Source organism: Pararhizobium sp. DWP1-1-3 (assembly GCF_049896125.1).
In the GTDB taxonomy this organism is placed as follows: Bacteria; Pseudomonadota; Alphaproteobacteria; order Rhizobiales; family Rhizobiaceae; genus Pararhizobium.
In genome coordinates, this window is sequence record NZ_JAFCTR010000008.1 from 200533 (window position 1) to 218431 (window position 17899).

Sequence of the window (17899 nt, forward strand, 5' to 3'; positions counted from 1 at the left end):
GCGAGCATTTCAACGCAGATCTGGCGCGTCGACGAGCATGGATCATATGAGATTCCAGAGGAAGTAAAATGGACAGGTTGTTGACGAGTGTGCTTGACGCGCATGGCGGATTGCAGAATTGGGCGAAGGTCACAAAGCTAACTGCTGACATGACGCTCGGGGGTCCTTTTTGGGGAGCCCGCGGATGGCAAGGCATTTTCGACAGGCAAACAGTCATCGCAGATCCACATCGCGAGCACATTACCTTTTCGCCGTTCACTGCGGAGAGGTACACGTCCGTGCTGGACGTGGCGCCTGAGCGTGTTGCACTGACGACCTCGGATGGCCGCACGATTCAGGAGCGCCTCAATCCGCGCGAATCCTTTCCAACGGCCTTCGACCCTTTCACCACGCCGTGGGACGCGATCCAGGTCGCCTACTTCGCCAGTGCGGCGGTATGGAATTACCTCACAGCGCCGTTTGTGTTTGTGCAGTCTGGTGTCATAGCCACAGAGATCGATCCTTGGACCGAGGACGGCCAGATCTGGCGACGACTGGCTGTCAGTTTCCCGACGTCTATCGCCAATCATAATGCCGATCAGACATTCTATTATGACCAGTCCTATCTTCTTCGGCGGATGGACTATTCACCGGATGTGACCGGCAAGCCGCCTGTGGCGCACTACGCCTTCGATCACAAAACGTTCGACGGCTTCGTTTTTCCAACCCGTCGACGAGTGTTCCTTCACGATGCGGATGGAATAGCCGACAAGGGATTCGCGCCGATCACGATTGACCTCGCTTACGTCAAAGTCGAGCGGCGGTAGCGCGCAGCGACCGTCGCCACGAAACGTCAATCGCAGAGAGTTGGAGAAGTTTCGATGTTCACCGGTTTCAATGCCCAACGCCGTCAATTTCTCGCAATCGCAACTGGGGCGTTCGCTCTAGCACCAGCCGTGACGATCAGTCCTGCGCGCGCCAATTCCAAGGAGGTGAATTTGACTGCTGATACCGCGTCTACATTGCGAATTAATGCCACGTTTGCCGCGCTCAAGCAGATCGAAGCTGGCGTCCTCGATATTGGATATGCCGAAGCTGGTCCCGTCGATGGTCCCGTAGCCATTCTGTTGCATGGGTGGCCCTACGATATTCACACCTATGTCGACGTTGCTCCTTTGCTGGCATCGAAAGGTTTTCGAGTGATCGTCCCCTATCTGCGTGGCTACGGTACAACGACATTCTTGTCGGCGGATACGCTGCGCAACGGTCAGCAGGCAGCGCTTGCAATCGACATCATTGCATTGATGGACGCCCTCCAAGTTGACCGGGCCATTATTGCTGGATGCGACTGGGGCGCAAGGACCGCATGTATCCTTGCCGCGCTATGGCCGGAACGCGTTAAAGCATTGGTGTCGGTGAGCGGGTATCTGATCGGCAGCCGAGAAGCAAACAAGATGCCTCTGCCCCCTAACGCCGAACAGAAGTGGTGGTATCAGTTCTATTTCGCGACCGAGCGCGGGCGTGCTGGATATTCTTTGAACCGGCAGGACTTTGCCAGACTTATCTGGCAGACCGCATCGCCAAGCTGGAAGTTCGATGATGCAACGTTCGAGCGGACCGGCCGATCACTCAACAATCCAGATCACGTGGACATCGTGGTGCATAATTATCGCTGGCGCCTGGGGTTGGCAGACGGGGAATCGAAATACGATGACCTGGAAAAGCGGCTCGCACAAAGCCCGGCTATTACCGTCCCGACGATTAGTCTTGAGGGGGATAACAATGGTGCCCCACATCCGCTTGCGACTGTCTATGCAAAGAAATTCTCAGGTAGATATGAGCATCGGGTTATCAGTGGCGGCGTAGGGCACAATCTGCCACAGGAAGCGCCGCAGGCTTTCGCTCAGGCAGTCACCGATGTTGGGGCTTTCTGAATGTGGTATAGGGCGCACTCCAGGACGGAAAGTTCTCGGTCCGCGGCGAAGGGCTGCAACGATGGACGTTCAGCTCTTGTAAGGTCTGAAATAGGGTTGATCCTAGGCCTTTCCAGTCACCCGGTTGCGCACGCTCTCCAGAATCTCGTCGGACAGGGCGAGATCGTTCACCGCCCGGGACATGACGAGAGCGCCGATGAAGCTTGCGACATCGGTGATCGCCTGACCGCGGTCAGGATTGGAACCATTCTCCGTCTTCAGGTTCTCCATATAGGAAATCAATCCCTGGATATGATCTGTCACCGGGCCTCGCTCCGTCTCCGGCAATCTTGCGAGTTCGGGCCCAAGAGCGGCCACTGTGCATCCTGCTCCGGCGGCGGCACGATGCTCTGGTGAAAGATAGGATTTTGCGAAGTCGTCCAACGAACCACTGAGGGCATCGGCCCCTAGCATGTTCTGCATTGCATGTGCCAGCGCTTGCTCTGCAAGAACGCTCTTGGATTTGAAGTGGCCGTAGAAACCACCATGGGTGAGGCCAGCCCCTTTCATGACAGCATCGACACCGACAGCATGGATGCCATTCTCGCGAAACAGCTTTGCCGCCGTATCGAGAATGCGCTGCCGGTTATTGTTTGCCTGTTCCTTGGTCGGACGCATCCGCAGTTCCTTTCTGAAAAATGCCCTTGACAAAACATATGACGATCGTAATTTAAATTCAAGACATGACGATCGTCATTCAAATCAAACAAACCGGGCGGAGACGCCCTTAGAAGGATGAAGCACATGAGCATGCGTTATAGAGTTTTCGGCCGCACCGGCCTTCGCGTTTCGTCGTTTGCGCTGGGCACCGGCAATTTCGGAACCGGCTGGGGCTACGGTGCAGACCGAGAGACTGCAAAGCAGATCTTCGACGTTTATCGCACCGCCGGCGGTAACTTCATCGATACGGCCGACCAGTATCAGTTCGGCCAGTCGGAAACGTTGACCGGTGAGTTCATCGCCAGCGACCGTGACGATATCGTGCTTGCCACCAAGTTCTCCTTGGGCAGCGCGCCGAACAGCGGCCTACAGCACACCGGTAACAGCCGTAAGGCGATGATCCAATCTGTCGAAGCCAGTTTGAAGCGCCTGAACACCGATCGCATCGACCTGCTCTGGGTGCATATGCCGGATGCTGTCACCCCAATCGATGAGATCGTCCGAGGCCTCGACGATCTCGCTCGTTCCGGCAAAATACTCTATTCCGGTCTTTCGGACTTCCCAGCCTGGCGCGTCGCAACCGCGGCCACGCTCGCAGACTTGCGGGGCTGGTCGCCTATCTCTGCGTTGCAGATTGAGTACAGCCTCGTGGAACGCACGGTCGAGCGTGAGCTGCTCCCCATGGCCAACGCCTTCGGTCTCGGCACCGTTAGCTGGTCGCCGCTTGGCGGTGGCCTGCTCACCGGAAAATATCGCAAGGGCGAGACGGGCAGGGCGCAAGGGCTCGGCGCGGTCATCCATGGCGAAAGCGACGATCGCAAGACGGCGACCGTTGACGCGGTCCTGGCGATTGCCGAGGAAACCGGACTTCCTGCTGGTCAGATCGCCATCGCCTGGGTACTTGCCAAAGGCACGACGCTTCCGATCATCGGTCCGCGCACCAAGGAGCAGCTCGATGACAATCTGTCAGCACTTAATGTTCGCCTGACCGATGAGCAAATCGCCCGCCTCGAGACCGCCAGTGCCATCCCGCTCGGCTTCCCTTACGACATTGTTACGGGCAGCCGCGATCGTCTGGCGGGCGGCAAGGCGGATGTGATGGACTGGCCCGCCGCAGCGGTGAAGTGAGTTCGTCAGAAGGCCGAGTTTGCCTTCCCTCAGGCTCGGCCTTGAGCGCAGTGCGGGACGCTGTCGTGGCAGCTCCGCGGACGCGGTAGACAAGCAGTAAGAGCCGGCTGGTCGTGCCCCGGATAAACGATCAGAATTGCCATTTTAAAGCTAAACCAGGCTCGCAGATGACTACTTAAAATCCTTGTCTTCCGATCGATGCGTGGCGACGAGCGAGGCGGTGTGCACTGCCTTAGGAGTTTTTGCGAGCGCCGCTGAAGCTGGGCCTGTAGTGAAAACCTCATTCAGCCGGCTTGACACCTTCAGCTGCGCTATGCGTTCGCCGAGGAGCTACAGGGCGGGACCTCACCTGGCGGTCGGCGCAGAACGGTACGGGGGCCGCCTGCAGCTGATTGTCAGCCCAGCCCGCGGGAGTTAAGCATGTCGCGCTGCTGGTCTGCTTGTTGCACCGACGGGTGTGCCCACGTCGACGTTTCGTAAATGGAGAGGGAGTAACCGAATTCGTGCGTATAAATGCCAAGGTCTTCCCACGCGTGAAAATACCGCATGCGTTCATCGTACTATTGCTGCTCACCATTCTGTCTACCGCAGCCCTTGTCCATTTGATTTGGTATCGGACCGCTAGCCGGAATGTCGAGAAAGTGGTGGCGATGCTTGACGTCCAAAGCAGTGCCACAGTCCGCAACGAGCTTGTCTCCAACCTAACCGTGGTTTCGAGCACCGCCGAAATCGTGAGATCAATTTTTGCACTGAGCGCGTTCCGGCCCGACGAGCCTATGAAGTTCGATTCACTATTCCTGTCGCTGATGAAGGAGCAACCGGTAATCGCATGGATCGGCATCGCCTTTCCCGACGGCCATTTCTACGGGTCCCATGTGACACCCGAAGGAAAAATCGAAAGGGTGGAAATCGGCGGCGCAACTCTGGGCAAAACTCGTTCGCTCCGCCGCAAGGTTTACTATTCGATGAGCGGCAATCTCGTCGACGAACATCCTCCGGAGACGGCAAGCAACTACATCGCCGAAACCTCTCAATGGTACCGGCACGGCGAACGGAACGAACAGTTTGCTTGGAGTGTCGTCAACACGCTGCCGCTGGGGTTCGAGCCGGCTATCGTCGTATCAGGCAAGGTCCGCATATCAGAACATGTGAATGGCGTTGTCATGGTCGCTGTCAGTCTTCAACGGCTTTCAGCTACGCTCAGATCACTGATGATCCCAAAGGACAGCAAAATCTTCATGCTCACCCGAGGCAGCATGGTCCTGGCAACTTCCGGCGCTTTGGACGGTGTTATGATTGGGGACCTCAACAATTTTCCAACGTCAGACACCTTGGCCGCATCAGTCGTATCCGCACAAACGCAGGAGAAGAATGACAGCTTTCGCACTCTGATTGGCAGCAAGGATCTCGGACCGGTCTTCGTCTCCTCTAACAAGCTTCCATTTGAAGACTGGCGACTGGTCGCCGCTATCCCGCGTGCGACCCTCGCCGGCGACAACGATGCCAACAGCCAGCGCGTGATCTTTGTGGTCCTCGGCATCGCCATACTTGCGGCAGTCATGGCGATCGCTTTCGCCAGGATTTTGTTTGCCCGGCCCCTATCGCGTCTTGCAGAGCAGTTGCATCTGATCGGAAGATTCGAACTCGACGCAGTCCGGTATCGCCCGACCATGTTGGCAGAGCTCGATGATTTTTCGCTCGTGCTGAAGCGGATGTCGAATGGTCTTTCAGCCTTCGCGCGATACCTTCCGATCGACGTGGTGCGTCCTCTTATCGATGGCAACATCGAGCCCAAGCCCGGTGGCGAGCTGCGGGAAATAACGGTCCTGTTCGCCGACCTGCCGGGCTTCACGGAACTGACAGAGGAGCTTGGTGCCGGAGTTGAGCCAAGTCTCACCGGCTTTTTGACGTTGTCCACCGCAGCCATCCATGCCGAGGGCGGCACGGTGGACAAGTTCATCGGCGATGCCGTCATGGCGATCTGGAATGCACCAGGTGACGAGACCAATCACGCTCTGCGAGCGTGCCGCGCTGCGGCTGCCATCCGCGCCTCTATGCATGCTTTGCCTCCGATGTCACCTAAACATGACGCAGTCCGTGTGCGGATCGGCATCAACACGGGTGTGGCGTTGGTTGGGAATATAGGCTCGACAGAACGCCTGAGCTACACAGCGATCGGCGATGTGGTCAACCTCGCAAGCCGGCTCGTTGGCGTAGCAAAAGACAGCGGGGTGGAGATTGTGCTGACAGATGAGACGCTTGGTAGAACTCATGGTCTTTTCCCTGTGAGGGCTTTGGGGCCAATTAGGATACGCGGAAAGCTTGAGCCAGTGAGCGTCTACACGATTGACTGTCATCCTAAAGCCATGCCGGATTAGTAATTCACAGCGTCGGCGTTTTGTGGAGATTTAGCGAATTGACGGTTTTCCGCCTCGAAGAGTCGCGGATGACCGCTTTCGGCGCTATGCCTGCAAATTCGGAGGCAAGCCGCCCCGTCGTTCGAAAAGATGCTGCCCCCCTGTTCCGAGGCGATGCCGCGCTCCTGATTGGGCTGTTTGTCCGGGTGTCGGTTGGTGAGACGTTCGACCTTTCAGTTGCGCTGAGAGGAAGGGACGCGATGCCCGCAGAGACTAAAGATGCGGCGCGTCCGCGAGATTCTGAGATACAGATTTGCAAAAGGGCTCGGTCACAAGTCGATTGCGCCGTGTCGAGATTGCTGGTCTTTCGTGGCCACTGGGCGACGATGGCAGCGATGCGGTGATGGGAGCGGCGCTCTACAAGTCCACCGGTGCGAAGACGGGGAACCGTCGCTGCGCCGAGCCTGTCGAGGTCAGTATCCGGCAGCGACCTGTTCACATAACCGTACCGCTCGGCAATCTCGCCATTGATGTCGCTACCGCTCAATAGCACTTCGAGCGCTCGACCCCGGCCGGCGAGTCGGAGATGGACAAGGTTGGGCAATTCAAATCTGAGAAGAGAAAGCCCATTGCAGACAGCGAGTTTGCCAACAATCTCAATTCTCCTGGAAAAACAGAACAAAAAGTCTATGGGAAGTGTGCTTCCTGCATCGGACTTTTCGGCCGCCTTACCAGTTCCCAGGGTCTGCGGTGTGGTCGGCAACTGCAAATTCACGCGCATCTGCCTGGTCCAGGGTTATGTCGGTTGTGCGGGCCGTTTGGTCCGTGACTGCATAGGTCAATGGCGGTGGCCCCTTAAATAGCTTCTGATAAAGAAGTAAGGCTGCCTCTTCGGCGCTGTCAGCATCGATCGCCTCCGTGATAGTTACTGAGAATTTCTGCATAGGGTCGACCTCCTCCTGGGCTGGGTTCAAACTTAACACCCAGCAGCTTGAATGCGAAGCAGCTGCGACTTCCCTATCGCAACGCAAAGGTTGTTTCGGGGAATTGTGCTCAAGCAATTTTTGGGAAGGGGACCGGGATACGTCTTTGCGAAATTCGATCCCGGCCCGCTGTATATACCCGCCTCGCCTTTAAGAAAAAGGACGGGTTGCAATGCAAGTTTAGGACTTAGCGGCCTCGGCGCGCTGTCGCCGATACTGGACCGTGGGGAGGCCACCCCAACCCCAATTGTCCAGGTCCACTTCTTCGATCCCGACATAGGTGGACTCAAGAGGCTTATTGAGCAGAGAGGCTGGTCAAAAGCTACGGCGGCCGGCGCACCAGGCGTTTCGTTGGACGTGGACTCACCACCCAAAATGCGCAAGTCGCCCGGGACGGAGCTTGTAATCCAGCGGTTCATCAAAAACGGAGCACGTCAGAGAGGGCTTTCTTTTCAGCGGGTACCCAAGGAAACGGCCCACACCTATTTTTATTCAGGCGCGTCGGTCCGCGTCGGCGGGAAACGCGCCCGTAGAAGATCGCCACTGCACCGGCGGGCTCGGGCTCACTTGTCACCGTAGCGCTCAATCATACGACGTAGCTGGGTGTTCTGCTCAAGCAGTTTCGCAGATAGCTCCAATCTAAGATTTTTGATTTCGAGGTCCAGCTCAGCAGCTTCGTCAACGGCCGTCGTCTTCGTCGCTACTGGCTGTTCCACGGCTGTCTTGACAATCGTCCGCTTGCCGAGGTTTCCTCGCGCGTGGGGCGCCTTCGCCCGTCGCTCGTTTGATCCGGTGGCAAGGGTGCCTGAACCCCCTTTCCCGTCGAGAGGCACCACCGGTGCGAGTCGGTCACGTCCCACGTTTCCTGCCACCTGCAAGGGCAAGGGATCGGTTTGCACCGCTGGTAAGGGTTGCTGGGCGTCTGCATCGATAGAAGGCAGATGCCGGTCAGTTTCGTTCCCGCCGGCGGTCGATTGAGTGTTAGTACCTGGTTGCGCTTCCAGTTCCCTTTGCGGCGCATTGCGCTGCTCGAACACCTCAACCTGCGGGTCAGATGTCGCCACGGCCTCATCAGCCGTTGCACCGCCTTCCTCGGACTTGCTGCGCGATACAAGCCCCTTGATTAGTTGCCATGGTGATCTCATCGACCGTCTCCGACTCGTTTCCTGGCTCCATAGTACCGAGCGGGAGACCGGGCTTGCAATGCGAGCCGGCCTTAAGTCGTGAAGCGGCACTACAATCAGCCGCTGTCGGCGATCGTCTACGATCAAGCCGTTCCGAGCTTTTTGCGGAGATCAGCGTTTTCGGCGCGGAGTTTGTCGAAAAGCTCCTTACGAAGCTTCTGGTTTTCTTCTTCGAGCTTCAGAAGATCGGCAAAACCGTCCGTATCAACCGGCGCGGCCTCGATTTTCTGCGCGCGCTTGGCGGGCAGAGCCTTCGCAACTGTGCCCTTCTTTGCGGGAGCCGATGCCTTAGCGGCCGGCTCGGCTGCAACAGGCGCGATGGTAGCCGCTGCTTTCTTTGCCGGACCGCGGGTCTTCTTCACCGGAGCGCTTACCGAAGTTTCAGCAACAGCGTCCGCAGCGGCCTTCGGCTTGCGCGGTGCGCGCGTCTTCTTTTCTTTTGTCTTCGAGGACGCCTCAGCGGACGCAGTCTCGACTGCAGGAGTTAAGTTCGTATCATCAGCCATTGGTAGATCCTTGCGTAGTGAAAATCGTTCACGACCGTTCTAAGTCGCTGTCAATATGCACAGAATATTATTTCGAGTTTATTGACGACGAATTTCAGCGTTTTTCGCCCTACACGGTGATCTCTTGGTAACCGCCTACCGCTACCTGCCAGACGCCTCTCCTCCGTTATGAAGAATAGGCGTCTAACCAGTTTTTGCGAAATGGGAAGGGACACTACCTACATGGCGTTCTCATCGATCTCCTGAGGCTAAACTCACCGGGTCCAACGATATATTCATGATCGGACTGGCTGTCGTAGAATACTTCGCCGAAGAACTCGTGCTCGCGGTTGAGTGCATCGGTGTCGGCATTGAGGAAAAATCCGCCCATCCTTGAGCCTGAAGCCAGCTTGTCTTTTCACGACGGCCGCGCCTGTGACGAAATCCGGAAATAGCCGGTCAGTCCCTCTTACGTCGCGTGCTGTCGCAGCGGTTGCCCGCCAAGCAGGACGGAACGGACCTTTCGTTACCATCAATCAGCAACAATTCCGCGCGGTGTGGAACCAGGCCAAGCAAGAGGTGGGGCTATCGACCGATAGCGACGTCGTTCCCCACGTGCTCCCTCATACGTGTGCTTCAAGGCTTGTAAGAGGTGGCATCGGATCGCCTGGAAGCAGGCCCATTGTCTCAATGGTTGTATGAAGGTCTGACGAAAGCTGGCTTTGATGTTGTTCTGCCGGAAACCCGTCACGTGAAGACCGTGCTGTCGGCGATGATTATCAAGACCGACATGAAGATGCGCGTGGCAGCATTCGAAGTCTCCCGGCTCGCAGGATGTTCGTGCGTGTAATCGATAGCGTGCTACAGTCCCATAGATCGCCTTACGCTTCAAAATCCAAATTTCACAGCAGCTTAGGACACCGGTAGAATAGGAAGAATGCGAGGGTCGCCGGTTCGATTCGGTTCAAGGCGCCCATGTATTCATTTAAGCTTGAACAATTTCGAAGGCTGCGATTTTGAATCTGAGATAGCACCAATTATGCGGGTGCTTTTCATTCTGATCCCAGCGCTGTTCGCCAGTCGCCCATGCTGATGCAGCACAAGTGCCACGGCACCGAGCACGGTATCTTCGTTGCCAAGGAACTTACCCACAACGAAACGGGGTCTTGGCATGTCGGCAACCTGGTCGGGTGGGGGCAACGTGTGACGCGCGAAACTGCGCTTGAGGGGATTTGTGAATGCCTCACCGATCGTCGCCAGCTTGCCGACGATGATGAAGAGCGGTGGATTGAGGATTGTGGCTGTGACACCCATGCCCCAACCCGCCTTTTCCGCAGCATCCTCGATCAGCCGCCGGTATCCTAACCGTCCTTCGCGGGCGCGCTCGATAAACTGATCGATTGTAACCGGCTGGCCCGCAAATTCTTCCGCATGCCGTATGAGATGGTAGCCACCAACGACCTCTGTGAAATCGAAGCATTGGTTCGCTGAGTGACGCTTGGTCTATTCCCCGATGTCGTTTCTATAACCGGCAATCGATTGAGCGCGGCCCGCCGTGCCCATCCGTTTTCGCAAATATCGCGTGCTGCCGACCCAATAGTTTTAAATGAGTGGGGGCGCGAGAACCGCGCCCCGATCGGCGGGGACCTTGCCAAGCTTCACCGACGGCTCGCGGCCCCAAACACGTAGCTTGCCGAGTTCCGCGACGAAGGCTGACAAGCCTTCTTCCCGGGGCAAGCCCGGACACCTTCGTCGAGATCATTGGAGATTCCGGCTTTTTCGAGCAATGGCAGCGCCGACTGGTCGTAACCGATGAACTTGCAATGCTGGAAAGCGTCGGCGACAAAGTCCCGGGCCGTTGCCTCATTCACCAGATCGTCGATCGCCGCAGTCGAAGTGAGACCACGTCAAAGACAGCGAAGACAAGTTGGCGCCGCGGCCAGTGGTGATAGCCTAGGTCCCATGACGCGACTTGAAGTGGACACTGAGATCGAACATGGTCCTTTCCAACCACGTGTCGTTGGTCGTCCAACTCATGGCGACTTTTGACTGAAAAATCTTGCGGCCCCAAAGTCACCACCTGGTAACCCGCGTCTCGGTCCCGCTCGATCTTATGTGCGTCATGCCCTCGACACTAGCTGCCGCTAGAAGTCCGGGGTCTAAGGCCTCCAGAACCGCCGTTACGAGTTCTCCGCGATTGGGAATGACTGAAAGACCGGGTTAAAGACTGTTCGTTGGTGTTGCGCTAGCAGTAGGTTCTTTCGTGTGTTTGCCCTTGAAAATGGTCGTGGGTGTCAGCATCTATTGGGTACGATTGCGGAGCTTTGGCTTCCTGCGGCTGGATCGTAAACAATCCGAACACGTGACAGGGCTGCTTTGCTCCAGAAGACGTGTGTCGTCGTTATCAACTCTGCGAAATGCCTTCTGCTCTTGGCTGCGGCTCCAAGGAGAGATGGTGTGTGTTGGGATCATGACTCTTCAATTTTCTAAATCTACCCCGTTTCAAGCCGAACTCCAGAAGGCTCACAAGCTCCGCCAGACCAAGTATGCGTCGGCCGCACGAGCACGCGCGGAAAAAGCCAGGCTCATTGAGATAAAGGGGAGACCGCCGCTTTGGAAAACCTCTAGCATCAGGTTCGATGCACATGTTCAGGCATATCAATTCCACCTGGCCAACAGGCTCGTTCGTCCTGAGGTCACTTATATCAAGCGGCGGTGTGCTGAACTGGGGATCCAATATCGGGACGTAGTTGGGCCCTCAATTTTCAAGCGAGTGGCCCTGTCTCGCCGCCTGCTCATGTGGGAGGTCCGACAAAAATTCAACTTAACTTACGCTGATATCGGCCGAGCATTCGGCGGGCGGGATCAATCCTCTGCTGTTAGCGCAATAAGGTCCTTCGATAGCGGTTCTCCGCTCCATTGAGATTAACCTTCGAACAAGCAATGCGTTTTGGCCCGCCGAGCGCGTATTCGCGGGCCGCCACGGTGAGGTTCATGGAATGTCCACTTAGCCGCCTTGTAAGGAAGGCCATCGCGTTGGGCGAGAGGTTTTGAAATCCTTGGCCAGCCTGCGGCATCGCCCAGCCACGCGAATGTTTGTTCGACCACCCAGCGTTTTGGGGGCGAACTTACAAAAGTTGTTCCGGAGTTGGTGGACGGTTAAGTTGGTGACCGGCATGTGTTCTGGAACTGCTCGCCCATCTTTTCATTTCTGCGAAGACCTGGCCGAAGGACAAAAAGGAGGACAGTCACAACAATCGCAACCATCCTTGCCGCTGTCCGCTGTATCGGATGAAGGACGGTTGAATGGCCGATGATCATCCTGACACGCGGCCCGCTACCTCAGCCGCAATCTCCTCATCGTTTACCCGATTGGACATGAACTTGCGTGGCGCTCGGCGACCTCAAGCAACGCCGCCGCCGTTTCTTCTCTTGTCCAACCCGCACGAAACGCTTCTTCAAACAGTTGCTGAACCTTACCATCCAAAGCTGCTATACAGTCAGAGTGGCGCGCTGCGTACTGGCCATCACGATCTGGGGGTTTAACTGGTTGCATTTTCCGGTCCTACGCGATTTGGGATACGTCACAAATTCCGCTTCATGAGGTACGGAACCTAATCGGTTCCTGACGAAGAAATCCCCACCTCCGCCGCGGCGGATTGAAAAATCGTACATGCCTCTTCCACAGGCCTAACCCCTTCTATTGCCTCCATGCAGGCCGCCTTGCACTTCAAGTAGAGCTCGCCCTCTTCGGTTGGCCAGATGGCCAATAAATAATCCAGAGCGTCCTGCGGCCCTCTCACGGATACCTTGCCGCTATCGGCGAACTGCAGCTCAACGGGTTTCTTCCAGGAAATATTCATCGACTCTCCACCACTGCTATGATTACACGCGATCGCTGCGCTTCAATGCAAGAGGTTTGCTTCCTTCGCTGCCACAACGAAAATCTCGCGGGCCTCCTCGGCGTCCTTGCGCCCGGCGATCGCGGCCCGGCAGAGACTGCGCGCTCTGACATAACCCGCTCCACGCAGGTTTGGCCACTCGTCCATCAGTACGACCAGTGCTTCGGAGGGGCCGCCCACCCGGACATCGCCGCTTATGGGTGCATTGATCTTTACTGGTTCCCGCCATTTTGTCGGCATGTTCATCTCCCTGGATTCTGCAATTGCTGATGGGGGATACAACTGAGGCATTCAACTTTTGTTCCGGCGCTTTTTCGTACTCTGGTATGTTGTGGATACAATTAATCTTGCCATTGGGCACTGCAGCCTGAGTTGCAGCTTGCCTGCAGGCTTCTGACGTTCCCGCCGAATTGGCCTTTCTGCCAAGTCAGGCGACTGACCACTGACATGATCGGCCCGCTTCCCTCTTCCACCCCGAAGCGCTCTTCCAGTTTGGTACGATTGGCGGCGCGGCGGCCGATGGTCCGGTTATCGTAGTTGGCCGGAATGTGTGGGTCGGTTGCCGGGTTCCAGACTGCCATATCAATCCCATTGACTATGCCTGTCAGATTGTCGCGCCGCGTCGACAAGACACCCTGGAGGCCCATTCCCAAATCCTCTGTGAGGATTTCCCGCGCGTAGGTGGGGCTTACGGTCGTGACGGCGTCTGCAAGGCGATGCCAGCTTTAAAAAAACTGATGCCCCCATAGTATTCGAGTTTTTCCGTCGAGAAGAACTCACTCGGCAGCTAAAGCTCGCCAAAGATTTCTGGCGAGAACTGACCTTGGAATGCGAGGTTGTGGATTGAAAGCACGACGGGTACCGGTGCGCCGATCGCCTTCAAGTACGCAGCAGCAAGCCCGCTTTGCCAATCATGCAGATGAACGATGTCCGGCCGCCAACTACCAATGCCATTTGCGGCTATGTGCGCCGTCGCAGACGACAGGGCGGCAAACCGTCTCCAGTTGTCACTGTAGTCCTCTCCTTCGCGATCCAAATACGGGCCGCCATCGCGATGGAAGAGGACAGGGCACTCAACGATGATGACATCGATCCCATCATGGCGACCGGAGTAGAACTTTGCGGTCTCGCCGAGCAGCTCCACGTCAGCCTCGTGTCGCACGTCGACCATTTTTTCCAGGGTGCCGGCATAACCGGGCATGATCGTCCGGGTCTCGATCCCATACGGGGTTAACGCTTTGGGAAGCGCACCCGTCACGTCCGCCAGTCCGCCAGTTTTGATGAGCGGATAAACTTCTGATGCGGCGGACAATACTTGCATACGTTGCACTCCAGGATACTAGCGGCATCCGGCCGGTGACAGGCGTTTTTTGGTATACTGTTGGCCAGATCTAAATCATGATCTCGCCCCCGGTCACGGGGATGACGGAGCCCGTCATGTAGCTACCCAGGTCAGATGCGAGGAGAACGTAAGCCCCTGCGAGTTCTGCGGGCTGGCCGGCACGGCCGATCAATGTCTGCTTGCCGAACGATTCAGACTTTTCCGGCGGCATCGTTGAGGGGATGAGAGGCGTCCATATCGGGCCAGGGGCAACCGCATTAACGCGTATTCCGTTGTCGGCAACCATCTCCGCTAGGCCGGCAGTGAAATTTGAAACGGCCCCTTTCGTTGAAGCATAGGCAAGCAAGGATGATGAAGGCTGGCGTGACTGGATTGATGTCGTGTTGATAATCGAGCTGCCAGCCTTCATGTGGCGTACCGCGGCCCTAGAGAGATAGAAGGGGGCGTAGATATTTGTCCGGAAGGTCTCATCCCATTCTTCGGCAGAAATGTCCTCGATGGAATTATAGGTTCGCTGAAAGGCGGCATTGTTAACGAGGATGTCGATGCCTCCCAGTTCCTCGACAGCCCTTTCTACCAAGGCGTTGCAGAAGGCCTCGCTCTTAATGTCCCCAGGTGCGACCAGCGCTTGTCGACCAGCCTTGCGAATCCAGGCTGCCGTGTCTTCAGCATCCTCGTGCTCGCTCAGATACGAAATCAGGATATCGGCACCCTCGCGGGCGAATGCTATGGCCACCGCTCGGCCGATGCCCGAATCTCCGCCCGTGATGAGGGCCACTTTCCCTTCGAGCCGCCCCGACCCCTTGTATGACTCCTCGCCATGATCAGGGACAGGTTGTAAAAGCTTAGTCTCTCCTGGAGGGGCCTGCTCTTGTTTTGGCTGCAGCGGCTTTGGGTGGCTGTCGTGAGGCATGGCGAGCTCCTGAATAATTGGCAACGGAGAACTACCCAGGTCGCAGAGTGTTCCCACGACCAGGGCCACAATCTTGATTATCGCGCTAGCTGCCATGTTTCTTGGGGGCTCGCTGTTCATTATTCATCCAAACCCCTACACAGGTAAGTCCCCGATTGAGGAAAATGCTGTGACTGATCAGGCCCCGTAGTTTGGAGGCCGGCATGTCAACAAGCGCCAAGATCGCGATTGCGGTGGAGGGCGAAGTTGACGCCCTCTCTGTCAGCGTTAGCACCCAGGCGGGCTGCATCTCCGGACAAGATATCGAACCTAGATGCTTTGGACATGTGTCACCTTTAAGTGGAAGCAATGAGCGGAGCAGACTTCATGCACTCCCCAAGACAAGAAATGGTCGGCCAGAGGCAGCAAGCTCTAAATCGAGATCGCCATCGAGATCGACGGTTTGTTTAGTGAGAAGATCTACGAAATGTTGCCTTCGCACGGGGTCTGGCAGCCGGATTTTCCGCCCGTGCCATCGTGCTTCGAAAGACGCCGTATTGCTCCTTAGACTAAGCCTTTGGGCGATAACAATAACCGCATCCGCTTCTTTTACGCGCGCGTAGGCAATGAGAGGTTCTGGTCGTTCACCATCGGCTATGATCGGGATATAAGTGCCTTTTGCAAATAGGGACCACTTTTGCTTGCGGAAGTTTAGCAGGGTTGCGATGAGATTCTGCTTCACCCGTCCGCTTAGCCATTCCTCTTCCCCTTCGAAGAGGCGTTCAGCTTCTACTGAAAGGCGTCTCTGCAGGAGATTGAAATCAGGCTCGCGACGGTTGTCGGGATCGACGAGGCTGAGGTCTAGACCTTCGCTGCCCTGATAGATATCCGGCACACCGGGCGCCGTGAGCTTGATAATCGTCTGAGTGACGCTGTTGACTAGACCGGCGCGGATAAAGGGTCGTAGTGTGTTGGAGAAGTCCGCAACGAAATCTCGGTTATCCGGCGCAAGAAGGCGGCGGGCGTAGCCGAGCACGGCTCGTTCGTAGGCCATGCTAGGATCGCCCCAGTTTGTGCGGAGCTTGGCCTCACGTATTGCCTTCTCCGCATAGGCGAGGAAGCGCTCTTCCAGCGTCTTCAGGCCTTCCGTATCCTCCGGATACAGACCCGTCGGCCAGACGCCGGCGAGCGCCTGATACAGCATCCATTCGACGGCTGGTTCCGGGGCAGGGCCATCTTCAAGGGACTGCACGGCCGGACGGTTCATCTCCCCCCAGCGCTCGACGGCTTCTGCCCAAAGCTTCGGGGCCTCAGTGATGGTATAGAGCCGGGCCCTCGCATCCTCGCCACGTTTCGTATCATGGGTGGAGGTGGCGGACAGCGCATCGGGCTGTCGTCGAAGCCGGGTCTGCATTTCCCGGTGGAAGCGATCGACGGAGAAGGCGCGCGGCATGGGCTGGGCGCCGACTTCGTTCAGGGCGAGCGCCATGTGCTGGCGGAAGAACAGCGTATCCTCCACCGACTTTGCCATCAGCGGCCCGGTCAGTTGCTGGAAGCGGGTGCGAAAGACCGAGGCCTGGCCCCCCGCCTGCTGCTCGACATCGCCGGAGAGAACGCGTTCGAGGAATGCGAGCGCCTGCGGCTCCGGCCCATGAGGGCTTTGGCGGACCTCATCGATGACACCGGCTATCATCTCGCGGCCTTCAGGCGGCAGGCCGTCGCGGGTACCGTAGGTGCGGTAGACCGGGAAAGCGATCAGCAGTTCGCGGATCGCCGGCTTGATCGACGCTTCCGACAAGATACTTTCCTTGTCTTCCGCCTGGCCGATCTGCAGCGCAAGCTGCACAAGAGCGGCAAATTCGCCGGCGAAGTTATTGTCCACCATCAGCAATTTGGCGGCGCGCAGCTCATCACGCATATCGATACGCTGGCCGGCAACTTTTTGAAAGGCCTCCTGCAGTTCATCGAGTTTCTCGCTATCGACCAATGCGTCACTAAGAGCGGCGATGAATTCGTAACCTGTGCTGCCGGATATCGGCCAATCGGCAGGTATATGCTCGCCCCCTCCAAGAATCTTCTCGACGGTGATGTAGCAGTTTTCTCCCGCCTCCTGCCGCAGACGCTTTAGATAGGCTTTCGGATCTGCAAGGCCATCGACGTGATCCACCCGCAGGCCATCCACCGCGCCGGTGCGGACCAGTTCAAGGATAAGCCGATGCGTGTCATCGAAGACCGAGCCGTCTTCCACCCGCACGGCGGCAAGGCCGGTGATCTCAAAGAATCGGCGATAGGAAAGCTGGCGCCGCGCCTCCCGCCAGGACATCAGCCGATAGCGCTGCTGGTCGTGGAGCTCTGCGATGGCCGCCTTGTCGGTCCCCTTCGGTAGCTCCGCCTCCCCGCTGGCGTAGGTAGCTGGGTTCAGCGGATAGAAGCTATTGTAGTAGGCCAACGCTGGCTTGCCCGTCCTCGGGTCAGGCTTCACGGAAATATCGCCCTTTTCCAGCACCTTCTCGAACGTGTCGCCGAGGAAGGGCAGGGTCAGCCTCCGCGTCCAATCGATATCGAAGTGACGGGCGTAGCGGCTCTCCTCGCCGTTCTCCACCACGTCGCGCCACCACGGATTTTCCAGCGAGGCGGCCATGTGGTTCGGCACAATGTCGAGGATGAGGCCAAGACCTTCCATCTTGAGCGCCTTAACCAAGCGGTCAAAGCCTTCGCGGCCACCAATTGTAGTATCGATCTCGTTGGCGTCAGTGACATCGTATCCGTGTGTCGAACCGGACGCTGCGGTGAAGACCGGAGACGCATAAACGTGGCTGATACCAAGGCGTTTCAAATAGGGCACCAACGCCGCAACGCGGTCGAAGGTCATGCCGTTGCGGAACTGGATGCGGTAAGTGGCCGTCGGAATGTTCATGAGCTTTTTCCAGTGGCTTTAGGCGTAAGGCCGTGTGGATGACGATCGTCTATCAAGGCTGTCGCGGAAACATGGGAGAACCCGCTAACAACCATGT

Annotated in this window: 15 protein-coding genes and 6 pseudogenes; 8 read left to right on the forward strand and 13 right to left on the reverse strand. The window is 57.1% G+C overall.

Annotated elements, in window-relative coordinates:
* Nucleotides 1–68 precede the first annotated feature (68 nt).
* Nucleotides 69–806 (forward strand): hypothetical protein, encoded by a 738-nt coding sequence (locus ACP7BS_RS17865; protein WP_426239181.1) that lies wholly within the window; start codon nt 69–71, stop codon nt 804–806.
* 54 nt (nt 807–860) lie between these two features.
* Entirely contained in the window at nt 861–1913 is a 1053-nt protein-coding gene (locus ACP7BS_RS17870; protein ID WP_426239182.1) for an alpha/beta fold hydrolase, read from the forward strand.
* A 102-nt stretch (nt 1914–2015) separates the two neighbouring features.
* On the opposite strand, the gene ACP7BS_RS17875 is transcribed toward ACP7BS_RS17870, so the two are convergent.
* Nucleotides 2016–2570 (reverse strand): TetR/AcrR family transcriptional regulator, encoded by a 555-nt coding sequence (locus ACP7BS_RS17875; RefSeq protein ID WP_426239183.1) that lies wholly within the window; start codon nt 2568–2570, stop codon nt 2016–2018.
* Between the two features lie 132 nt (nt 2571–2702).
* Between ACP7BS_RS17875 and ACP7BS_RS17880 the strand changes: the two genes are divergently transcribed.
* The 3 genes and pseudogenes from ACP7BS_RS17880 to ACP7BS_RS17890 all read left to right on the forward strand — a co-directional run.
* Nucleotides 2703–3740, forward strand: a complete 1038-nt coding sequence (locus tag ACP7BS_RS17880) for an aldo/keto reductase (protein WP_426239217.1) — start codon at nt 2703–2705, stop codon at nt 3738–3740.
* Nucleotides 3741–4243: 503 nt separating this feature from the next.
* Nucleotides 4244–6118 (forward strand): adenylate/guanylate cyclase domain-containing protein, encoded by a 1875-nt coding sequence (locus tag ACP7BS_RS17885; RefSeq protein WP_426239184.1) that lies wholly within the window; start codon nt 4244–4246, stop codon nt 6116–6118.
* A 258-nt stretch (nt 6119–6376) separates the two neighbouring features.
* A pseudogene (locus ACP7BS_RS17890) lies at nt 6377–6611 on the forward strand (IS21 family transposase); the annotation flags it as partial.
* A 214-nt stretch (nt 6612–6825) separates the two neighbouring features.
* Here the strand turns inward: ACP7BS_RS17890 and ACP7BS_RS17895 are convergent.
* The 4 genes and pseudogenes from ACP7BS_RS17895 to ACP7BS_RS17910 form a co-directional block, all read right to left on the reverse strand.
* Complete coding sequence (locus ACP7BS_RS17895) at nt 6826–7041, reverse strand: hypothetical protein (RefSeq protein ID WP_426239185.1); 216 nt, start codon at nt 7039–7041, stop codon at nt 6826–6828.
* Between the two features lie 219 nt (nt 7042–7260).
* Nucleotides 7261–7386 (reverse strand): annotated as a pseudogene (locus ACP7BS_RS17900) (tautomerase family protein); the annotation flags it as partial.
* Nucleotides 7387–7643: 257 nt separating this feature from the next.
* A complete protein-coding gene (locus tag ACP7BS_RS17905) occupies nt 7644–8225 on the reverse strand; it encodes a hypothetical protein (protein WP_426239186.1) in 582 nt (193 codons plus the stop codon).
* Between the two features lie 122 nt (nt 8226–8347).
* Nucleotides 8348–8770, reverse strand: a complete 423-nt coding sequence (locus ACP7BS_RS17910) for a hypothetical protein (RefSeq protein WP_426232401.1) — start codon at nt 8768–8770, stop codon at nt 8348–8350.
* Nucleotides 8771–9184: 414 nt separating this feature from the next.
* Here ACP7BS_RS17910 and ACP7BS_RS17915 point away from each other — a divergent pair.
* Together ACP7BS_RS17915 and ACP7BS_RS17920 are read left to right on the forward strand one after the other, a co-directional pair.
* Nucleotides 9185–9409, forward strand: a pseudogene (locus tag ACP7BS_RS17915) (tyrosine-type recombinase/integrase); the annotation flags it as partial.
* Between the two features lie 7 nt (nt 9410–9416).
* A pseudogene (locus tag ACP7BS_RS17920) lies at nt 9417–9545 on the forward strand (IS110 family transposase); the annotation flags it as partial.
* 185 nt (nt 9546–9730) lie between these two features.
* On the opposite strand, the gene ACP7BS_RS17925 reads toward ACP7BS_RS17920, so the two are convergent.
* Together ACP7BS_RS17925 and ACP7BS_RS17930 are read right to left on the reverse strand one after the other, a co-directional pair.
* A complete protein-coding gene (locus tag ACP7BS_RS17925; protein WP_426232373.1) occupies nt 9731–10063 on the reverse strand; it encodes a hypothetical protein in 333 nt (110 codons plus the stop codon).
* Between the two features lie 288 nt (nt 10064–10351).
* Nucleotides 10352–10650 (reverse strand): annotated as a pseudogene (locus ACP7BS_RS17930) (catalase HPII); the annotation flags it as partial.
* 569 nt (nt 10651–11219) lie between these two features.
* Here ACP7BS_RS17930 and ACP7BS_RS17935 point away from each other — a divergent pair.
* Nucleotides 11220–11672 carry a helix-turn-helix domain-containing protein gene (locus ACP7BS_RS17935; protein ID WP_426239218.1) on the forward strand — a complete coding sequence of 151 codons (453 nt, stop codon included), beginning with the start codon at nt 11220–11222 and terminating at the stop codon, nt 11670–11672.
* 691 nt (nt 11673–12363) lie between these two features.
* On the opposite strand, the gene ACP7BS_RS17940 is transcribed toward ACP7BS_RS17935, so the two are convergent.
* The 6 genes and pseudogenes from ACP7BS_RS17940 to treY form a co-directional block, all read right to left on the reverse strand.
* On the reverse strand, nt 12364–12612 hold the full coding sequence (locus ACP7BS_RS17940) for a DUF982 domain-containing protein (RefSeq protein WP_426232374.1): 249 nt from the start codon (nt 12610–12612) through the stop codon (nt 12364–12366).
* Nucleotides 12613–12654: 42 nt separating this feature from the next.
* Nucleotides 12655–12891 (reverse strand): DUF982 domain-containing protein, encoded by a 237-nt coding sequence (locus tag ACP7BS_RS17945; protein WP_426232375.1) that lies wholly within the window; start codon nt 12889–12891, stop codon nt 12655–12657.
* A 101-nt stretch (nt 12892–12992) separates the two neighbouring features.
* Nucleotides 12993–13352, reverse strand: a pseudogene (locus ACP7BS_RS17950) (glycogen/starch synthase); the annotation flags it as partial.
* 86 nt (nt 13353–13438) lie between these two features.
* Nucleotides 13439–13972: a glycogen/starch synthase gene (locus ACP7BS_RS17955; RefSeq protein WP_426232376.1), complete on the reverse strand. Its 534-nt coding sequence runs from the start codon at nt 13970–13972 to the stop codon at nt 13439–13441.
* Between the two features lie 70 nt (nt 13973–14042).
* Nucleotides 14043–14906: an SDR family oxidoreductase gene (locus tag ACP7BS_RS17960; protein WP_426232390.1), complete on the reverse strand. Its 864-nt coding sequence runs from the start codon at nt 14904–14906 to the stop codon at nt 14043–14045.
* Between the two features lie 364 nt (nt 14907–15270).
* Complete coding sequence (gene treY / locus ACP7BS_RS17965; RefSeq protein ID WP_426239187.1) at nt 15271–17802, reverse strand: malto-oligosyltrehalose synthase; 2532 nt, start codon at nt 17800–17802, stop codon at nt 15271–15273.
* Nucleotides 17803–17899 lie beyond the last annotated feature (97 nt).